This is a genomic window from Pedobacter steynii (genome assembly GCF_001721645.1).
Lineage (GTDB): Bacteria > Bacteroidota > Bacteroidia > Sphingobacteriales > Sphingobacteriaceae > Pedobacter > Pedobacter steynii_A.
In genome coordinates this window covers 2,977,690-2,997,339 of the sequence record NZ_CP017141.1, presented here as the reverse complement: position 1 = coordinate 2,997,339, position 19,650 = coordinate 2,977,690, and the positions used below count along the sequence as shown (strand labels likewise).

13 protein-coding genes are annotated in these 19,650 nt (G+C 39.9%); 1 reads left to right on the top strand and 12 read right to left on the bottom strand.

Annotated elements, in window-relative coordinates:
• Positions 1–39: 39 nt before the first annotated feature.
• The 6 genes from pgmB to BFS30_RS12450 form a co-directional block, all read right to left on the bottom strand.
• Positions 40–723: a beta-phosphoglucomutase gene (pgmB, locus tag BFS30_RS12475; RefSeq protein ID WP_069379607.1), complete on the bottom strand. Its 684-nt coding sequence runs from the start codon at positions 721–723 to the stop codon at positions 40–42.
• Positions 724–2,568 carry a glycoside hydrolase family 13 protein gene (locus tag BFS30_RS12470; RefSeq protein WP_069379606.1) on the bottom strand — a complete coding sequence of 615 codons (1,845 nt, stop codon included), beginning with the start codon at positions 2,566–2,568 and terminating at the stop codon, positions 724–726.
• 73 nt (positions 2,569–2,641) lie between these two features.
• Positions 2,642–3,658, bottom strand: coding sequence for a SusE domain-containing protein (locus BFS30_RS12465; RefSeq protein WP_069379605.1), 1,017 nt, complete (start codon positions 3,656–3,658; stop codon positions 2,642–2,644).
• 19 nt (positions 3,659–3,677) lie between these two features.
• Complete coding sequence (locus BFS30_RS12460) at positions 3,678–5,267, bottom strand: RagB/SusD family nutrient uptake outer membrane protein (protein ID WP_069379604.1); 1,590 nt, start codon at positions 5,265–5,267, stop codon at positions 3,678–3,680.
• 14 nt (positions 5,268–5,281) lie between these two features.
• Entirely contained in the window at positions 5,282–8,260 is a 2,979-nt protein-coding gene (locus BFS30_RS12455) for a SusC/RagA family TonB-linked outer membrane protein (protein WP_069379603.1), read from the bottom strand.
• A gap of 542 nt (positions 8,261–8,802) precedes the next feature.
• Positions 8,803–9,816 carry a LacI family DNA-binding transcriptional regulator gene (locus tag BFS30_RS12450; RefSeq protein ID WP_069379602.1) on the bottom strand — a complete coding sequence of 338 codons (1,014 nt, stop codon included), beginning with the start codon at positions 9,814–9,816 and terminating at the stop codon, positions 8,803–8,805.
• A 186-nt stretch (positions 9,817–10,002) separates the two neighbouring features.
• On the opposite strand from BFS30_RS12450, the gene BFS30_RS12445 reads away from it, so the two are divergent.
• Positions 10,003–11,145, top strand: a complete 1,143-nt coding sequence (locus BFS30_RS12445; protein WP_069379601.1) for a fatty acid desaturase family protein — start codon at positions 10,003–10,005, stop codon at positions 11,143–11,145.
• Here the strand turns inward: BFS30_RS12445 and BFS30_RS12440 are convergent.
• From BFS30_RS12440 to BFS30_RS12415, 6 genes are all read right to left on the bottom strand, one after another.
• On the bottom strand, positions 11,124–11,504 hold the full coding sequence (locus tag BFS30_RS12440; protein WP_069379600.1) for a hypothetical protein: 381 nt from the start codon (positions 11,502–11,504) through the stop codon (positions 11,124–11,126). The two genes, BFS30_RS12445 and BFS30_RS12440, sit on opposite strands and share 22 nt — an antisense overlap.
• A 57-nt stretch (positions 11,505–11,561) precedes the next feature.
• On the bottom strand, positions 11,562–12,251 hold the full coding sequence (locus BFS30_RS12435; RefSeq protein ID WP_069379599.1) for a GDSL-type esterase/lipase family protein: 690 nt from the start codon (positions 12,249–12,251) through the stop codon (positions 11,562–11,564).
• A 73-nt stretch (positions 12,252–12,324) separates the two neighbouring features.
• The gene (locus BFS30_RS12430) at positions 12,325–13,233 is read right to left on the bottom strand and encodes a glycerophosphodiester phosphodiesterase family protein (RefSeq protein ID WP_069379598.1); all 909 of its coding nucleotides are present in this window, start codon (positions 13,231–13,233) and stop codon (positions 12,325–12,327) included.
• 5 nt (positions 13,234–13,238) lie between these two features.
• On the bottom strand, positions 13,239–14,651 hold the full coding sequence (locus tag BFS30_RS12425) for a calcineurin-like phosphoesterase C-terminal domain-containing protein (RefSeq protein ID WP_069379597.1): 1,413 nt from the start codon (positions 14,649–14,651) through the stop codon (positions 13,239–13,241).
• 11 nt (positions 14,652–14,662) lie between these two features.
• Positions 14,663–16,120 (bottom strand): SusD/RagB family nutrient-binding outer membrane lipoprotein, encoded by a 1,458-nt coding sequence (locus BFS30_RS12420; RefSeq protein WP_069382410.1) that lies wholly within the window; start codon positions 16,118–16,120, stop codon positions 14,663–14,665.
• A 52-nt stretch (positions 16,121–16,172) separates the two neighbouring features.
• On the bottom strand, positions 16,173–19,439 hold the full coding sequence (locus BFS30_RS12415) for a SusC/RagA family TonB-linked outer membrane protein (protein ID WP_237028748.1): 3,267 nt from the start codon (positions 19,437–19,439) through the stop codon (positions 16,173–16,175).
• Between the last annotated feature and the right edge of the window lie 211 nt (positions 19,440–19,650).

Here is a 19,650-nt window from a genome sequence, read left to right as displayed (position 1 = left end):
TATCTGCTCTTATATTCCTAACTCAATGGCCGGAGTATTTTATGCTTTTTCTGTTCCTGGATTTTTCAATTCTTCTATTTCTCTAACCGTGATCTCAGAAAGGTCTTTGATCAGTACATCTGCACCAGGTAAGTGTGTACTGTTTCCTATTCCAACTACCTTCATTCCAGCTGCAATTGCGGCCTCTACACCCGCTGCCGCATCTTCAAAAACAACACAATCTTCTTTTGCTGCGACGAGTAGTTCGGCTGCTTTAAGGAAAACTTCCGGATCTGGCTTGGAGGACGTCACTGAATTCCCATCAACAATCGCATCAAAGAAGCCGGCCAGCTCTGTACGCTCCAGGATAAGCGAAGAGTTTTTACTTGCCGAGCCCAGAGCCATTTTAACACCCTGTATCTTTAACGCTTTGAGCAGCTCCAATGTACCGGGCAAAACTTCCTTTACGGTCATCTTGCTAATCATCGCCACGTACCATTCGTTCTTTTTTGCTGCCAGTAGTTCTTTTTCTTCTTTCGACTTTTCTACTCCCCCCCACTGAAGGATCATATCTAAGGAACGCATCCGGTTCACTCCTTTCAGTTGCTCGTTTTGTAACTCGGTAAAGTCAAATCCTAATGAATTCGCCAGCTGTTTCCAGGCTTGATAATGATAGACAGCGGTGTCTACCAATACGCCGTCTAAATCAAAGATGCAGGCGATAGGTTGTCTAGTATTTTGCATTTAATTCAATTCTAACACCAATGTGGTCTTTGCAGGCACAGAGATGGTTTTTAGGGAGTTTATTTTTTCATTAGTGAGGACATTGATCGCGGAATTCGCTTGCCCCATCCTTTCTTCAAATCTGGAAGTTTCCAGGCTTTTAGCCTGATCTTCCGTATTTATGATGATCATCACCGTTTTACCACCTTGTGGCAGATATCTGAAATAGGTATAAATTCCGTTTTCAGGTACATATTGCATCATTTTTCCGCTTTGTAAAGCAGGACTATTTTTACGATAATTGGCCAGTGTACGGATAAAATTCCAGGCTTCGTTTTCCGCAGAACTACGTCCCGCAGCGGTAAACTTATCGGATTTAGCTTTTGCCCAGCCACCAGGAAAGTCTGAACGTACCAGACCATCTGGATTAGAGTAATTCTTCATCAGAATCTCTGTGCCATAGTAGATTTGAGGAATACCTCTTAAAGTAAGCAACAAAGCCATTCCAGACTTGTATTTATAGATATCTTCATTGATCATAGAATAGAACCTGCTCATATCATGGTTATCCATGAAAATCACGTTCCGGTCTGCATTCTGATAGAGAAAATCCTGAGCAAGTGTGGAGTATAATCTGAAAATACCATCTGTCCATCCTGATTTGCCATTCAATGCTTCATAAATCGCATTCTTGAGCACGGCATCTGTAATACCTGGAAGCTCTGTATCAAAACCCCTGCTTACCGTGTTACCTCCTGTAAAAGCGGCTTGTGCTGCAACAGAATTAACCAGGGTTTCTCCAAAAATAGATAGCGTAGGAAACTCTGCCTTGATCTTAACAGCCCAGTCTCGCATATAATCAGGATCATTATAAGGATACGTGTCCAATCTCAATCCGTCAATTCCAGCATATTCTACCCACCAGATATGATTTTGGGTAAGGTAATTCTGCACATAAGGATTACGTTGGTTAAAGTCCGACATACTAGGTACAAACCATCCATCCAGCATTTTCTTTTGATCGGCTTTGGAAGCATGAGGGTCCATTACCGGTTCATCACGATAACTGGTCTGGGTATATGCCGGCCATTGATTTACCCAATCTTTCATCGGCATATCATTAAAGAACCAGTGTCCGGTTCCCATATGATTGTGTACAATATCTTTAATAACTTTCAGCCCCTTTTCATGGGCTTTATCCACATAAGTCTTGTATAACTCCAGAGTACCGTATCTCGGGTCTATTTTATAATGATCTGTAGCGGCATAACCGTGATAAGAAGCCAGTGGCATATCGTTTTCAATTTCCGGAGTCATCCAAATGGCGGTTACGCCAAGATCTTTCAGGTAGTCTAGCTTATTAATCACTCCCTGAATGTCTCCTCCATGACGGTAATACATCGAATCCCTGTTTAGTTGGGTTTCCTTCATCCCTTTTATTACATCGTTTTTAGGATCACCATTAGAAAAACGATCCGGCATCAGCAAGTAGATCAGGTCTTTATTACTTACTCCTTGCACCCTGGAAATACTTTGAGTTCTATTCTTTAATTCATATATATATTGCGCTTGTTTTTTTCCACCTTTTGTAAATAAGATGGGGAACTTTCCGGCAATAGCATCATTTGCTATTTCCAGGTCAATGAATAAGTAATTGGGATTCTCAACTTTATGTACCTGTACGAGTTTAACTCCCGGGTAGCTCAGTTGAACTTCCAGGGTGGCTATATTATTTCCATGGACCAGCAGTTGAAGTTTAGGGTTCTTCATACCCACCCACCATGACATTGGCTCTACACGTTCCAACTGTTGTGCCCAGGTATTCAGAGATAGACCTAAAAAGAAAAGGATGATAAATTTTTTCATGTCGAAAACAAGGTGAAAAAGCTAATTAAAAGAAAGTTCCTGCAGAATTGACTGCAGGAACTTTCTAGTGATATTAATTTTTTATAAGTGTGTATTTCAGATTAGTCAGATCCAGGCTAACGGTATAATTCCCAGCTTCTACGACCTTAATATTATCCGGAGATCCAAGGACTGCATTCCCTCCACTACCACCGTAGTTAGTACCCCAATCATGATTCAGCCTAAATTTCAATTCACCGGCAGTCAAGTTAGTGGTTACTTTCCAGAGACCTTTTCCATCGTTGATAAACTTCATATCCGTATCCCCATCCCAACCAAGCGGGGTAGCATTACCTATCAATGACCATAATACAGGTTTTTCAATGACAAAGGTTTTCGTATTCATATTCACAACAACTTGTTGTGGCCCCGCCAATGGCGCTTTCAAATTATCTCCTGCAGTAGTGCTAATGGTACCGCTACCTGCATCTCCATAGGCTACGTTCCAGTTCTTTAATGGTGTAATTTTGAACTCAGAATTTACCTGAGTAAATACGATTACACCTGCATATATACCATCACTATTTAGCGAGACCAGGCTATCTGCAGTTGCAGGATTCCATCCCTGATAAGCCCCCGGAGCATATATCCAGGAAGATGCAGAGTAAGGAGTGGCAGTTAAAGTAATCACATTTGAATAAGTAATGGCATTAGCTGCTGGTGCAGATTTCAAGCGGACCTCCAACTGAGTGGAAATATCCGGCTTCTGATCAAGGCTCAGCAGCATTGCATTAATTTCACTCACTTTAGGCGCGTAAGTGTTTGTATTTAATACCACTTCTTTGGGATTAGAAAAATTCTTACCCTTCAGATCAAATTGAATAGTGGAGACAACACCTACAGGATACCCTGTCACTGCAGGAGCAGGAAAAGAAAGGGTTAATGCAGTTGCCGTACTATTTGCAAGACTTAGATTCAAACTCGTAACTGAAGCAGTTAACGCTCCTGCCGGACTGATTGTCGAAGTAAGCTGCGTTCCCTCTTTCTTACAAGACCATAATCCTATCGCCACTAAAGCAAAGGAAATGGATTTTATAAATAATGACTTCATATCAATTTCTTTCTTAGGATTAATAACCAGGATTTTGGATAAGGTTAGTATTGGCGATGATATCAGCCGTAGGAATCGGGAACAAACTGCGGGTAGCAGATACTCCTGCACCAGCCTTTACCCCTCCTTTATGTGGCCATAAATATCCGCCCTCAGTAAACTTCTTATAACGGATCAGGTCTGAGCGACGGAAACCTTCCCAGTACAATTCTCTTCCACGCTCATCCAGAAAGAAATCTGTAGTCAATGTGTTGATCTTACCTGAAGCATTTCCATAGGCACGCTCACGTAATTTATTCACATAAGTCAGCGCCTGATCATTAGTACCGCCAGAACCACCACGGAGAACAGCTTCCCCATAAATCAGGTACTGCTCTGCAAGACGGAACAATGGAAAATCCAGAGAACTGAATTTTCCTTCAATGGAAGGAGCAGGAATGTTCAAAGAACTCACATTTTTAAATTTGGTGATTCTTAAGCCATCCGTGAATGTATTGATATCATCATTCTCCAGCTTGTTTCCAAAAAACATGGCGCGCTTATCTGTATTTCCGGTACGATCAGCAAATAAAGTCGGCAAATTAATGCGCGATCTGTTACCACCCCATCCGCCTGTAGGAACACCAAAAGAAGCAGGGTTCATATCGCCATTAATAGCAGCATTAATCAGATAGGTCGTTCCACCGTCATTTTGAGTATGCATTCCATCGTAGTTTATGGTCAAAATCAATTCCTTAGCACTTGTCACGTTGTTATCTGTCAGGAAAATATTTTTGTAAACCGGCGATAATGCATAGCCGCCATTAATCACTTTACTGGAATAGGTAATCGCTTCTGTGTATTTTGGAGTTCCCGTATAAACCTCGGCATTTAAATATAATCTGGCTAACAATGACCATGCGGCCCCCTGATCTGCACGACCATATTCATTGGCACGAGGTGCCGCAAGTTCAGCGTCGATAGCCTTTAACTCTGACTCCACATAATTGAATAAATCCGCTCTTTTGATCTGTTCAGGAGAAACTTTTCCAATAAGATTAGTTTCAGTAATAAAAGGAGGATTTCCATAACCATCAAGCAGTACCCAGTATTGAAATGCACGCAGGAAACGTGCCTCTGCTCTATAACGTTGGATGTCGTTTACATCCGCCCCTGTAATTCCACGCTTAGATAGTTTTTCAGGTGTACTTTCGCGAAGAAACTCATTGCACACCGTAATTTGATAAATGCTTCTGGAGTATAATCCACGAATAAATATATTATCAGCGGTCCAGGTCATCTGATCCATATCAGGAATACCGGTATCATTCCATCCGCAAATAGCTTCATCTGTAGGCAGTTCCTGTGACATCCAGAATAACCTTAAAAAATCGGTAAATCCTGGATTCAGTCCGCCGATATCACTTTCCGATGAAGCTCCTGTAGGGTGCGTCAATGCATAACTGGCATATAATTTCGCCAGGCCTTGTTTATATCCTGCAGGGGTAGCATACACTTTATCAGCCACCTGATCATTGGTGGGTATTAAATTCAAGTCATCTTTTTTACACGAGCTGGCAAAAACCAGTAGAATGCTTGATATGGTGAATATTTTATGTAGTTTTTTCATGAGAATCTTAATAATTAAAAGCCAACGTTTAAGCCAAGTGTATAAGTTCTTGGTCTTGGATAAAGGTTAAAATCTATACCTGAACTTAACTCCGGATCCAGTCCTTTATAATTGGTGATTACAAATACATTCTGAACATTCGCAGATACCCTGAGGGTTGTATTTCCATTTTTAGAAATTCTACCTGCATTGAAAGCCAGACCTGCGTTATCCATCTTCAGGAAAGAAGCGTTTTTCACATAATAGTCACTCAGGTACTGATTGTTGGTGAAGTTGGTATTATAGATATCCGCATTCGCATTGTTAATCAAACCACTTGGACTAAGTATATTACTTCTTACCCCAAAGTTTGAAGAAACGTTATCGTACACATAGTTCCCAAGATTCGCTCTTAATACGGTACTTAAAGTCCATTTTTTGTAACTAAATGCCGTATTAAACCCAAGAATAATTTTTGGATCAGGAGATTTATAGAAATACTGATCTTTATCATTGATCACCCCATTTCCGTCAAGATCTGCATATACCCCTTCAAGCGGCATTCCTTTTTCATCATAGATCTGCTTTCTGACATAAAAAGATCCCGGAACCTGATTAATGGCATTGTATTTAATATTAATTCCAGTACCTCCTGTAATTCCTCCGGCATCAATGATAAAGTTCGGATCAGGATTCAGAGAAAGGTTGGTTACTTCCCTTTTGTTATAAGCCATATTCACTCCAAAATCCCAATTCACATCTTCAGACCTGATCAGGGAAACATTTACGTTTGCCTCGATCCCTCTTACATCCATGTTTCCTACGTTAGTAAGTAGTCGGTTATTGAAATTCGTTCCGGAAGAAATATCAACAGTTGACAATAAGTCTTTTGTCTTTTTGTAATACACATCCACGCTTCCATAAATACGTCCTTTTAAAAAGCCGTAATCCAAACCGGCATTATAGGTCGTTGTAGTTTCCCATCTCAGGTCAGGTTCATAAGCCGCAGGAGTATAATAATCATAGAATTTATCACCCAGCTGATACTGTCCCTGATTATTATTTGAGAAGTATTTTGACATATAGTTATAATTTCCTATTCCATCTTTATTTCCTGTTTCACCATAGCTCAACCTCAGTTTCAGATCTGAAAAAACCTTGCTGTCTTTCAGGAAATCCTCACCGATCGCTCTCCAGGTAAAACCTACAGAAGGAAAATATCCCCAACGATGATCTTCAGCAAAACGGGAAGATCCATCTGCACGCATCGTTCCGGAAAGAATATAATTATCTGCGAAAGTGTAAATTAAACGACCATAGTAAGAAAGCAACTTTTCTCTTTCCACATTGAAAGGAAACTGAGGAGCTTTAATTAACGATCCGTTCGCTCTGTATTCTGAAAAATTATTGTTAGTGGTCGAATTATCATAATAACCGTAACCTGCAGTTACATCAATGTTACTTCTCAATGATGTAATGTCCTTTTTATAGTTCAAATAAAATTCAGCAACTTTATTGTTCTGAGTATCCAGAGACTGCTTTTCAAAACCTTTGGTAGATGCATTCTGTGCTGCATACTCAGGTACCCGAATCGTACCGTATCCTTTAGATATATCGTATCCAAGATTTAAGTTGGCATGTAATTCCGGTAGGAAATGAAAGGCGTAGTCAAACCTGGCGTTTCCAAAACTCCGCTCAGTCTTTCCAATATTACTGCGTAAACGAATCAACGCCAATGGATTTCTCGGAGCATTTGGATTAGGAACCTGACCTTGAATCCACTCAAAATATCCACCAAATTGATTGTCTGCATAGATACTTTGTGTTGGATCAAACTGTAATGCAGCACCTCTGGCAGCATCATTAGCAAAACGCGCTTCAGTTAAAGATCCCTTAAGATTCAGATCAATTTTCAAATGATCTCCAAATAATTTCGGCGAGATTCCAAATCCACCGGTCGCACGCTCCAGCTTATCGGTCAATAACAATCCTCTTTTATCCAGGTATCCTGCAGATACACGATAAGGAACTCCTTTAAACGTTCCCGAAAGACTCAAACTATTATCAGTAGAAAAAGCATTTTTATAGATCTCATCCTGCCAGTCTGTATTTGCATTTCCCATCAGAGATTTGTAAGTATGTGCAGGGTTTTCATCGTAGCTCTTATTTCCATATTGATTTACATAATCACGGATCTGATCTGCTGAAAGGATATTTACTTTCTTGGCAATCGTTTCATAAGAGTTGTTCGTGTTAAAATTAATTACAGGTGCTCCCGAACTTCCCTTTTTTGTTGTAATCAGGATTACCCCATTTGAAGCTCTCGATCCATAAATTGCCGTCGCATTAGCATCTTTCAATACAGTAAAAGTTTCAATATCATTTGGATTAACCAATGCAAGCGGATTTGGTGCATTGCTAATGGTATTTCCACTAAATGGCACCCCATCAATAACAATCAAAGGATCATTACTCGCATTAAGTGATGCACCTCCACGAATACGGATCACACTTCCCACACCCGGTTGTCCGCCATTGGAAACAATGTTTACTCCTGCAACTTTACCTTGAATCAGTTGTTCCGGTGTAGTAATCGCCCCCTTTTGAAAATCTTTGGCACTTACTGTTGCAATAGACCCGGTCAGGTCTTTCTTTTGAGCAGTACCATAGCCAATCACGACAACCTCTGATAAATTCTGTGCATCGGGTTTCAAAGAAAAATCAGCTGACACATTTCCTGAAATGTTAACATTCTGGCTAATGGAAGTATACCCGATATAACTGATCGTAAGTATAAACGTACCATTGGATAACCCCGTCAAACGATACTTTCCACTTGCGTCAGTAGTCGCACTCTTGTTGATACTTTTAATCTGGACAGAGGCTCCGGGAAGTGGCAATCCGGTCTCGTCTAAAACTGTTCCGGTTACTGAACCGGTTTGCGCCTGAACGGTCAATGTTGCAAGAATAATCAGCAACAATAAACAAGGCTTTAGCAGGTAAAATACTTTCATATTTATAGCTCGTTTTTAATGTAAATATTTGGTTAATGTTAAGTTTAAATAACGCTCATGGTAAATTTACAAGCAGACCTGATAAATCAAAATTTTATATGTTATTTTTTTTTAACACCATATTTTATACTTCAAAAATCAAGAAACAGGCTTATAAATTTGCTGATCAATATTCCCAAAAACCAACAACACAAATCGTTATCTACTGATAATCAAACTATTAAAAACTAATTTAAAGATTAGGTGTGTATTTTTTACACTTAGATATTTTTATCTCATTTTACGGGAACGATTCCGGGAACGTTCCCGTAATTATCCACATATTTTCTATGTCTTTTGAAACAAGGGAGCTGAAATTCTGCGTAAAATCGGAAAATCTAAATTATTTTTTTCAAAAACCATCAGTTTTCAGCCCAAAAAAACACCCCAAAAAAAGAGTTTTCCCAGGGCAAAAAAAGACAAAAAAAAGACCTTGATTTTCCAGCCCGTCAGCTACTTTCTGAAAGCCAGAAAAACAAAAAAAAGAAACCGGAAAGCACCAGTTAAAGACGCTCTGTTGATCGTCTTTTCATCAACTTTGAATTGAGTATAATCTTTTCATTTGGGTTTACCGTTTCGGGGTATTCCAACATCTTAAACAAGAGGTTCGCGGCCTCAGTTCCGATCTTTGTGGCCGGTTGAGTAATAGTAGTTAATGAAGGGTTCAACAAAGGGGCGATTTCCAGACTGGAAAAACCGATAACCCGAAGATCATCTGGAATAGAAATCTTAAGATCATAACAAGCATAATAAGTGGCGAAGGCAAGCCTTTCCACAGATGTGAAGATGCCATCGGGTTTAATATCAAGCAATAAACGTTTTAAAATTAAGTCATTCTTCGCATAACTGTTCGTGCAATCCACAACCAGTTTATCGTCAAAAGGAATATGGTATTTGGCAAGGGCATCGATATATCCCTGCATCCTGAACTTTCCTATAGACAGATTTTTATTAATTACCAGATAGGCAATCCGCTTACAGCCTTGTTTGATCAAATGTTGAGTAGCCGAAAAACTGCTATCATAATCATTAGTAATTACCCTTGGGGTGATGATATCTTCATAAACACGGTCAAAAAAGACCAATGGAAGTCGCTTATTACTCAACTCATTCAGATAAGTATGGTCATTCGCCTCTCCTGACACCGACATAATGATACCGTCAGCCCGACCATTGTGAAGATGCCGGATAAAAGAAACCTCCTTCTCATAATCATCATCTGTTGCATAGATAAGAATATGATATCCTTTATCTCTTGCAATCCGCTCAATCCCATGAATGGCCTGAGAGAAAAAATTGTTAGCCAGCTCCGGAACAATCACAGCAATGGTTTTGCTCTTCTGTTCTCTCAGGTTACTGGCATAATGATTTGGCTGATAATTTAATTCCTTAGCTTTAGAAAGTATTTTTTCCTTTGTTTCCTTACTAATGTCACTATTATCCCTGAAAGCCCTGGATACCGTTGAAGTGGATAAATTTAGTGCCTTAGCTAATTGCTTGATATTTACGCTCTCCATCTATGTTTCAATAATGATTGATATAGAACCATTAATTAACGGTAAATATAGATGAAAATCTAAACTGCTTGCATTTTCGTAACTAAATAATAATATGATAAAAGATTAGGTACCTATTTAATTATGGTACATTAGCCAAAATTACACCGGGAGCAAGCGATTCATTTTTAGGGGAAAAACAAACTTATGACAAGAAAGGTCAAGTTCACTAATGCCAATAACTCAACATTTTACAGTACAGTACGGAAGCGGGTTGACACCTATTTTATTGAAAACAAAATTTCAACACATGCCAATTCAGCCATGTGGTTCAAAGTCTTTTTTTTCATCTGCGGATTAACCGGCATCTATCTTTTGCTTCTTCTTGGGAACCTGAGTATACCTGTTATGCTACTTTTGGCTATTCTTCTGGGTATGTTTGGCGCTTTTGTTGGCTTCAATGTTTGTCACGATGCCATCCATAAAGCTCTATCCCCCAACCCTGTCATTAATAAGATATTCAGCTTCGTATTTAACCTGATTGGCGCCAGTCCTTATGTCTGGAACATCTGCCATAATATCGTTCATCATACCTACACCAATATTGCCGGACATGATGAGGACATTGATGTAGCTCCAGGGCTGATCCGCTTTTCTTCTTCTGAAACCGTCAACAGGGTACAACAATACCAACATTTTTATGCTTTCGTATTGTACAGCCTGGCCATGCTTTCCTGGGTATTCAGAAAAGATTATAAAAAGTTCTTTCAGAAAAAGATTGGAGAACACGTGTTGAGTCACCCCAAAGTTGAATACTTTAACCTCTTTTTTTATAAAGCAATCTATTATTTTCTTTTTATTGTACTTCCCCTCATCGTGATAAATGTATCCTGGTGGCAATTTATCATTGGCTTTCTGGTGATGCAATTTGCACAGGGATTAGTGTTAGGTCTCGTATTCCAGCTGGCACATGTGGTAGAAGCAACAGAATTTCCTTTTCCTAATCAGGAAGGTAATATCGAAGAAGCCTGGGCAGCCCATCAATTGCAGACAACAGCGAACTTCGCAGTAGAAAGTCGACTGGCAGCTTTTTTATGCGGGGGACTAAACAGACAGGTAGAACATCATCTTTTTCCAAAGATCTGTCACATCCATTATCCGGCAATAGGCGCAATCGTAAAACAGACCGCAGCAGAATTTGACTTGCCATATAATGAATGTACCACGTTTTGGGATGCCTTAAAATCTCATTACAAAATGCTTAGGAAACTTGGAAAGGAAACGTATAAAGAAAACAAGTATATAAACAGAGAGCCAGGTTTAGCCAGCTACAGTGCCCCCATCTCCTGATTCAGATCTTTTTTACGCTGAATCAGTTCTTTGCAGAAATTGATTAATGTATTGAATTCTTTAAGAAAGGTATCACATTTCATTAAGCGGTAAAATTCATCGTCCGTCAAGTCTTTCTTCATTTTCAGCGAAACTTTTAAGCGGATCACAATATCTGCAAGTTTGCAGGCCGCCTCTAAGTGAAACTCACAACTAGCAATTGTATCTTCCAGATTTTGATATGGCAACTTTTCCAGTTCAGATTTAATACGTTTAAATTCCCTTTGCAAAAAGGTTCCTTTTAGGCTCTGATCTCTTCCAACCATGCCAGCGCTTAGATTTCCAATCAAACGCTCTAAAACTACCAATTGATTTTCCATTAAAAGAGCCTCAGATTATCATCTAATATCATGAACGTTATAAACAATTAACAGGAATTATCTTAAATAATTACCTTCTTTAAGTATCCTTGCCCATTCCTGATAACCGGCATCATTTAAATGCAGGCCGTCATAAGTCAGGCTTTCTTTAAGCCTGTTTTCCTGATCAGTAAAATGAGGATACAAATCTATTACTGTCACCCTTTTTCCCGCCAGCTTTTTAAGTTCTTTATTTAACCAGGTAATATGCGCATCCTTCCCACTATGTTTATTAGTGGTATTCATCGAATTGTTTACAGGTAACAGGGTATAAAAATAGATTTTCGATTTTGAGCCCTCCTGGATGCGATGAATTATTCTTTTATAATTGCGAAGAATAAGGCTGTCGGGAATACCTTTTGAAATGTCATTTATTCCAATGAGTATAAATATTTTACGTGGGTTTGCCATAATTATTTCAGATAGCCGGTCCAGAACACCAAATGTAATGTCACCGGAAATCCCCCTATTTTTGGCTTTCGGCAGATCCAGCAGCCCGGACCAATCGGTTCCAGCCGTAATACTGTTTCCCAGAAACACAAAATCCTCTTTCGAAATAGGATCAGTTTTGAAATGCTCCAGTCTTTCGGAATACTTTTTTGCTCTGGAAGTAGTATCCCATTTGATAGTCTGGGCCACTATTTTAAAAGGTACAAAAAGAAAGATCAGACAAAGCCCCCCTATCAGGTAATAGCACACTCGTTTCATATAGAACTAAACTACGACTTTACCTGATCTTTCTATAGCCTCATCGTGTAAAACTCATTAACAATAATGTTACTTACTTAAGGAGCAAATCAGGATAATCGGAAATGATTCCATCTACATTCAATGCCTTTAAAGCCGTGATTTCTATTGTCGTATTAACCGTCCAGGGAATTACTTTAATGCCCAGATCATGACATTTTTTTACCAGCTCAGCATTTACCATCTGGTATACCGGGCTAAGAATAAAAGGATTAAAGCCGAGATCGGCAATGTTCTCCTCAAAACTCTTTTTATTAGCGATAAGATAAGATGTTTTTATTTGAGGGTACTTCTTATGCAGCACTTGCAAGGTTCTTCTATCAAATGATTGAATCACGACAAACGGAGCAACTTCTTTTTTTTCTATAACATCCATCAACAGTTTCACAAAAGCCTCCGGATCGGGATTCAACAAGCCGTCCCCTTCCGGACTACATTTTGTTTCTATATTATAAAAGACCTGCTTTTTCCCACTTTCCTTTATATATTGCTGAACAGAATCGATGAGCTCTTCCAGTCGGGGAATGTAACTTTTCATCTTTTTCTGCCGGGGGAATGCCTCATAATATTTCGTGCCCAGATCGAATTGCTTCAGTCTGGCATAATCCATTTGAAAAACCGCATATTTTCGGGAATCAGTTTTCGGAATCTCAGCACCATCCGGATCCAGCATAAATGCCGGGCTCAGGTAATCATCATGAGTTACCACCACCTGCTGATCTTTTGTAACATGTGTGTCCATTTCCAGGGTCGTTACGCCAAGATCTATGGCATGATACATAGCAGGAATAGTATTTTCTGGCATCAGACCCCGGCCTCCGCGATGACCTTCAGTACTGAAAGATGGAAATGGTATCGCAGTAGTCATACGCTGTTGCTGCATGGTCTTACACGAAGATAAGCCTAAAGCAGCCAGCCAGATAAGTCTTTTAATATTTTTCATTGTGATCAGGTATTTATTTCGGTGATATACTGCTCACCAAAACGATCAACAGCTTTTACTTTCACTTTTTTCACTGTGGGGTCAAAATGTGCCATAAACAGATGGTCCATTTTTTTTGGTTCCGCAAAGGTTCTGCCCAATGGCAGCTGATCTCCAAGATACAGCTCTACAGCTAAAGGATCAAAGCCTTTTTGTTGTTCCATCTCTCCCATTGCCCGATCATCCAGAAAATAAGTGACCTTCCATTCCGGGTCCCAATTCCATACGTTGGCGATCAACCGAACCTGATTCGTGAGTTTATCCAGATAAACACTCATCTGCTCTTTCCGCTCCCTGCCTGTTGATTTATAATACCATTTCAAGTCATTTCCATCCACCTCATAAACCCCATAGCCACGAGGAGTGCCATCACTACAGATTGGTCCGGTCCACCATGCGCCACAAACTGTTCCATGATTGTGTTCATAAATCCCCTTGCTGACATGATTGGCATTGTAATGGGTATGTCCCGACATAATGTGAACATGAGGATACCCTTCTAAAAGCGCATAAAAATCTGAATTATTTTTGACCGAATTGTACACTGGAATGTGCAGGCATATGATGATCAGCTGATCTTTAGCTACGTACTGTAGATCTTTCTTTAACCAATCCAATTGATTCCCGGAGATATAACCATCATATTCCCGCTCATTTCCCAGATATCTGACATCATCTAATACAATGTAATGCGCTTTACCCCTATTGAAAGAATAATAGGTAGGACCATAGGTTTCTTTAAAAGTCCGGTCGGAAGTTTCATCTCCTCCCATCCTGTAATCCATATCATGATTTCCCAAGGCCTGAAAAAACGGGATATTCATCTGTTTAACTGCAGCATTATAATCCGCAAACAGCGCATGATTATCCCAAACCAGATCTCCTACTCCAATACCATGAACTAAAGTACCTGCATCCATTTCGGCAATAAGCTGTTGCACATCAGGAACTGCAGTGTCCATCATCTGACTAACATCCTTCTTGTTTTTCACCTGCGGATCTGCCCATATCAAAAAATTATGTTTGCTATCGTCCTTACCTAAAGACCTCAACTCAAAGTTATATTCATTTTTACTTCCAAGGATATGATAGTGTTTTGCCACACTTTCTTCTGCATTAAACTCGTAGCCTGCGGGTGTGCTGATCCAGATCGAACTGGCTTTAACATCGGTTGTCAGGGTATAATTCCCATTGATATCAGTAAGCACAACAGCGTATCCGTCAGAGACAACCACATTGTTCAATCCTTTTAGTCCATTTGTCACCCTACCACGAACGATAGCATTTCGTTTAAGTCTGATAAAGGGATAGCTCTCAAGGCTGATGACCAGGCCACCAAACAGCAATCCGGTTTTTTGTATAAATGATCTTCTGTTCATGGTTAATCTATTTATTTTTCCCACCATACCCGGGTCATTACGTCATCACCACCGATACGTTGAGCAGCAATATTATAATTCTCCAGATTAAATCTACGAACATCGTTATGGTACATAAAACGACTCGGCATTACTCCATTATGATACATATAAGGTGTTTTTGGCAACCTGGGAAATCCAGTACGACGATATTCAAACCATTGCTGGTAGTCATTAAAGAATAAAGCCAGGTATTTCTGGTTCATGATCTGTTCCATAGTTCCGTTAAACTCAGCAGTAGGGTTTGAGAAATAGGTTGCCGGCATGATTCCTGATGGCCATTGGGTGACGGCGGCGGTAACACCTTTCTCATAAGCCACCTTGGCTGCAGTCAGATCTCCGGATTTTAAAGCCACTTCTGCCTTAATAAATTCCACTTCTGCGTAACTCATCATCACCTCATTAATGGGAGTACCCACCGCATTTGGAAACATCAGGTCCCCGTTAGGTGTGCTTGGGCTAAAACCAAACTGTGAATCCTGACCAGAATGAGCTGCAGGATATCCCTTAAAGCCAATATCCACAGGCTTTTTATCTACGATCTTTGAGGCTCTTGTCATAAAAAGTGCTCTTCTTGGATCCTCCAGATTGTTCAGCATATCAACAAAAAACTCTCCCATGGCCTCAAAGTTCACGTAATCCTGACGTCTTCCCCAGGCGTAATCATAAGGTGCAATTCCCGTAATTTTGACAATCGCCGCATCCTTATTCTCATTAAATACCGGATATTTAACCGGATCAGCAATCATTGCCTTCAACTTTTCATAACTGTTGAATTCTGTTCTTTTAGAAAGACGTAAAATCATTCTCATCAATAAGGAGTTGTTAAATTTACGCCAGTTTGCCTTCTTGTTATCATACAATAAATCATTACCTGACATCGTCTCTGTTCCAGTATAAATAACATTGGCTTCTTCCAACTGTTGAATCAATGAGGTATAGATTTGCTGTTGGGTATCAAAGCGGGGCTGAGTGATTTTATTTTCAGCCTGAAGCGCCTCTGAAAATGGAACATCTCCAAAGCTATCAGTCAGAATTCCCATAATATAAGCTTTTAATGTAATCGCTATGGCCTTATAAGCTGGCTGCTTGTAAAGTTCTGCAGCTGCCTCCATCTCTCTGATATTCCGAAGGTATTTATAACAATTATTCCAGGTTCCGTTTCCGGCACTCTCCTGTACATCATAACGATGAATTCCAGAAGTAATACTTGGATTTGGAATTCCCACCTGCATCATTTGCCAGGTAAAATCATAACTCCTCACTGTAAAATAAGTACTCATTCCATAGACCGTTGGAGTCACCAGACTTCCTGGGGTTACTTTCTCGATTAAATTAGGGTTGGTATTGAGTTCTTCAAAATTTTTGGTACAAGAAGCAAGTGCTATTATATTGCCCAGGACAAAAAGGGCTATTATCTTTTTTTTCATTCTTATTTTCATTTTATTGGCCAAAACCATACTTATATCAATTCATCAACATTTACAATTGCAGACGGAGGTTTAATCCAAATGTTCTGGTGCTTGGCAACTGTCCCATTTCCACCCCAGGCATAATGCTCGAACCGTTTAAAGCAGCGGTTTCCGGATCGAAGACAGGGAATTTTGAAATCATGGCCAGGTCTCTCCCATATAAAGCAACCGTAGCTCCTGAAATATTCAATTTTTTTATTAATGATTTAGGCAGACGGTATTCAATACGGGCCTCTCTGAGTTTCAGATAGGAAGCATCAAAACTGTTGGTTTCTACATTCGCACGACGATAATAATCTGCATACCATGTATTTACAGGGACTTTTGTTGTATTTGGAGAAAAACTCCCGTCGCCATTCTGAACAACACCTTTCCCAATCACTCCTCCTTCTTCCCGTCCGGCAAGCGTATGTTGCAATTTTCCTTGCTCAGTCATCTTATGATGAGTTTGGGAGTATACAATACCTCCATACTGCCCGTCAATCAAAACACTGACCGTAAAATCCTTATACCTAAATTCATTTTGAAAGCCACCACGCCAGTCTGCATAAGCATTTCCAATTTTCCTCATATCATCCGGGCGTAAGGCAAGTCCTGTTTTTTGATCGAAGATGACGTCCCCATTTTCATTTCTTACCAATCCGTATCCCCATAAGTCACCCGTAGTGCCTCCAACCGTAGCAACAATTGAAGCTGCTCCTGCACCACTTTGCGCAATTACTTGCTGTGCATTCAATGCATCCTTGCTCAGTTCCAGTATTCTATTTTGATTTTTAGACCAGGTCAATGTAGAAGTCCAGGTAAAGTTCTGGGTAGCAAAAGGCTTCCCGCTTAACATCACCTCAATACCTCTGTTACGGATTTTTCCTCCGTTGATAAAAGCCTTACTAAATCCTGTTGTGATATCTAAGGGTACCAGTAAAACCTGATTTATAGTCGTCGTAGAATAAAGGTTTAGGTCGGCAGTGATCCGGTTATTAAACAAAGAAAAGTTTCCTCCGGTTTCCCACGATTTTGACATCTCTGGTTTCAGATCTGCATTGTGCAAGGTTCCCGGAGCCTCAGATGAACCTGGGAAAGTCGATGTACCATAATACTTTTTAGTCCGATATGGATCAGTATCTGAACCAATCTGTGCCCATGAAAGTCTTAATTTAGCAAAAGAGATGATTTCCGTAAGCTTGAAAAGCTCGGAAAGAATATAACTGGTACTAACAGAAGGATAAAAATAAGAGTTATTTCCATCAGGTAAAGTTGACGACCAATCATTACGTCCGGTAATATCCAGGTATATCTTTTTGTCCCAATCCATGTTGATTAACCCGAAAACACTTTGAGTTTGTCTTTCGGTTCTTTCATTTTCAGCAGCAGGGGTACTTAAAGCATTAGACAATTTATAAATGCCAGGCAACAATAATCCTCTGGCAATTGAATTGTTCTCCTTAAATTCCCTGTTCATCAGATTCCCCCCAAGAGAGGCACGGATTCCAAGCTTAGGAGTAATTCGGGTATTATAGCTTAATAAAGCGTCGGTATTGGATTCCAGGAAGTTCACATCCTGTTGCTTATAATAGCCCAGCGGAAAATTTGAAGTATCAAATGACCGTCGTTGTTCTCTTGTATCTACACGCATGTTTAACCCGGAACGAAACATCAACTCCCAATTATCATCAAATTTATATACTCCCTGTAAATTACCGTCGAGGTTCGTACTATTCAGGCTATTGGTCATCTCATGTGCAATGAGAAAAGGATTTTCAATATAAGAGCTATAAGGATGAACCTGTTTTAGCTGCTCCTGCCCTTGTTTCCACCTTGGTGCATACCAGTTCAAATCGACATTTGGGTTTTGAAAAATCATAAAATAAGCAATAGACTGACCATTATAGCCCGTTCCCGGAAGGTTATCACTGCTTTTGTTGGTATAGCTGAATTTACCGTTTAGTTTCAGCTTCTTAGAGATCTGCATACTGGTATTGAGGGAAGCTACTAATCGCTCAAATCCTGTATTTGGCATAATCCACTCATTTTTAGTATGGGTAATAGATGCTCTTGCAGTAAAATTATCTGTTCCACCGTCAAATGCTACACTATTCTGAAGCGTAAATCCGGTACGCCAGAACCCTTTAATGTTATCTTTATAAGGAACCCAGGGTGTCCTTTCAGCACCTTGTTTTTCAAGGATAGGATCATATTGAAAATAGCTTTGTCCGTTAAACTTAGGGCCGAATGCACTGGAAGTACTTCCAGTATTTGTTCCATCCTCAGATGCACCATAAGAATAATAGAGTTCTCCTGCTGCATTTTTATTTAAGTTACCCTGCCCGTACTCATATTGATAGTCCGGCCAACGCAAAACATCATTGAAGCTTGAATTGGAATTTACGGTTATTCCGATCCCTTTCTCTCTTTTACTTCCCGACTTGGTCGTAATGATCAGGGCACCATTCTGTGCACGACTACCATAAAGTGCAGCAGCGGCAGCACCTTTTAATACGGTGATGGATTCAATATCATCCGGATTTATATCCGAAATTCCATTTCCAAAATCAATTGGGATATCCTTATCCTGTCCGGATGACCCTGCTCCATATGCATCAGTTACTCCAGAGCTCACACTTCTGGTCAGAATAGGAACCCCATCAAGAACAATGAGGGCTTCATTATTTCCACTTAGTGAACGGTCTCCACGGAGGTTAATTCTGGCACTATTGATAGGACCAGAACCTGCCTGGGTTAACATTAACCCTGGCACTTTACCCTTTAAAGCATCCGACCAGTTATTTGAAGGCGCATCTGAAATTTCTTTTCCATTGACTACAGTTGCCCCAAATCCCAGGGATTTTGATTCGCGTTTAATTCCAAGTGCAGTAACTACCACCTCATTCAACTCACTGCTGGAAGCGCTCAAACGAATCATCACGTTTACCTGATTCTCATTAAACTTTTTTTGAACCAATTGATATCCAATCATATTAAAGGAGACATCTTTTCCCTTCGGCACTGTAATACTAAAAGCACCATCGCCGTTGGTAACACCAAGGGGTTTCCTTTGGCCATCCGTAATAGTTACTCCTGGCATTGGTTGTCCATCGGCATCATCTTTTACGAACCCTTTAATAGTTACTGTTTCCTGTATATAAATACGGAAGGATGAGCTTCCGGTAGCAGCCATGAGTTGTTGTCCCGATGGTCCAAACATAAATGCCAGTGCAAAGGCTGTGCAGCCAACAAATTTTGTTAATACTTTGTGATTAGTAAAGGTTTTATTCATCATACAATATTAATGGTGTAATTTAATCTGCTTTCCGGTCCAAAAGTTTCATTTTGTTTCCTTATGGCATTTCACCGCAAAGATCTACCTTACAGTATTAAGTGAATATTATAGATGTGTTAACTTAAAACAGCCTCAAAACATGTTTAAAAGGTTTTACTACTCCAAGAAACACAAATCAAAAGCTTTCGGAAACTACAGATAAGGAACAAAA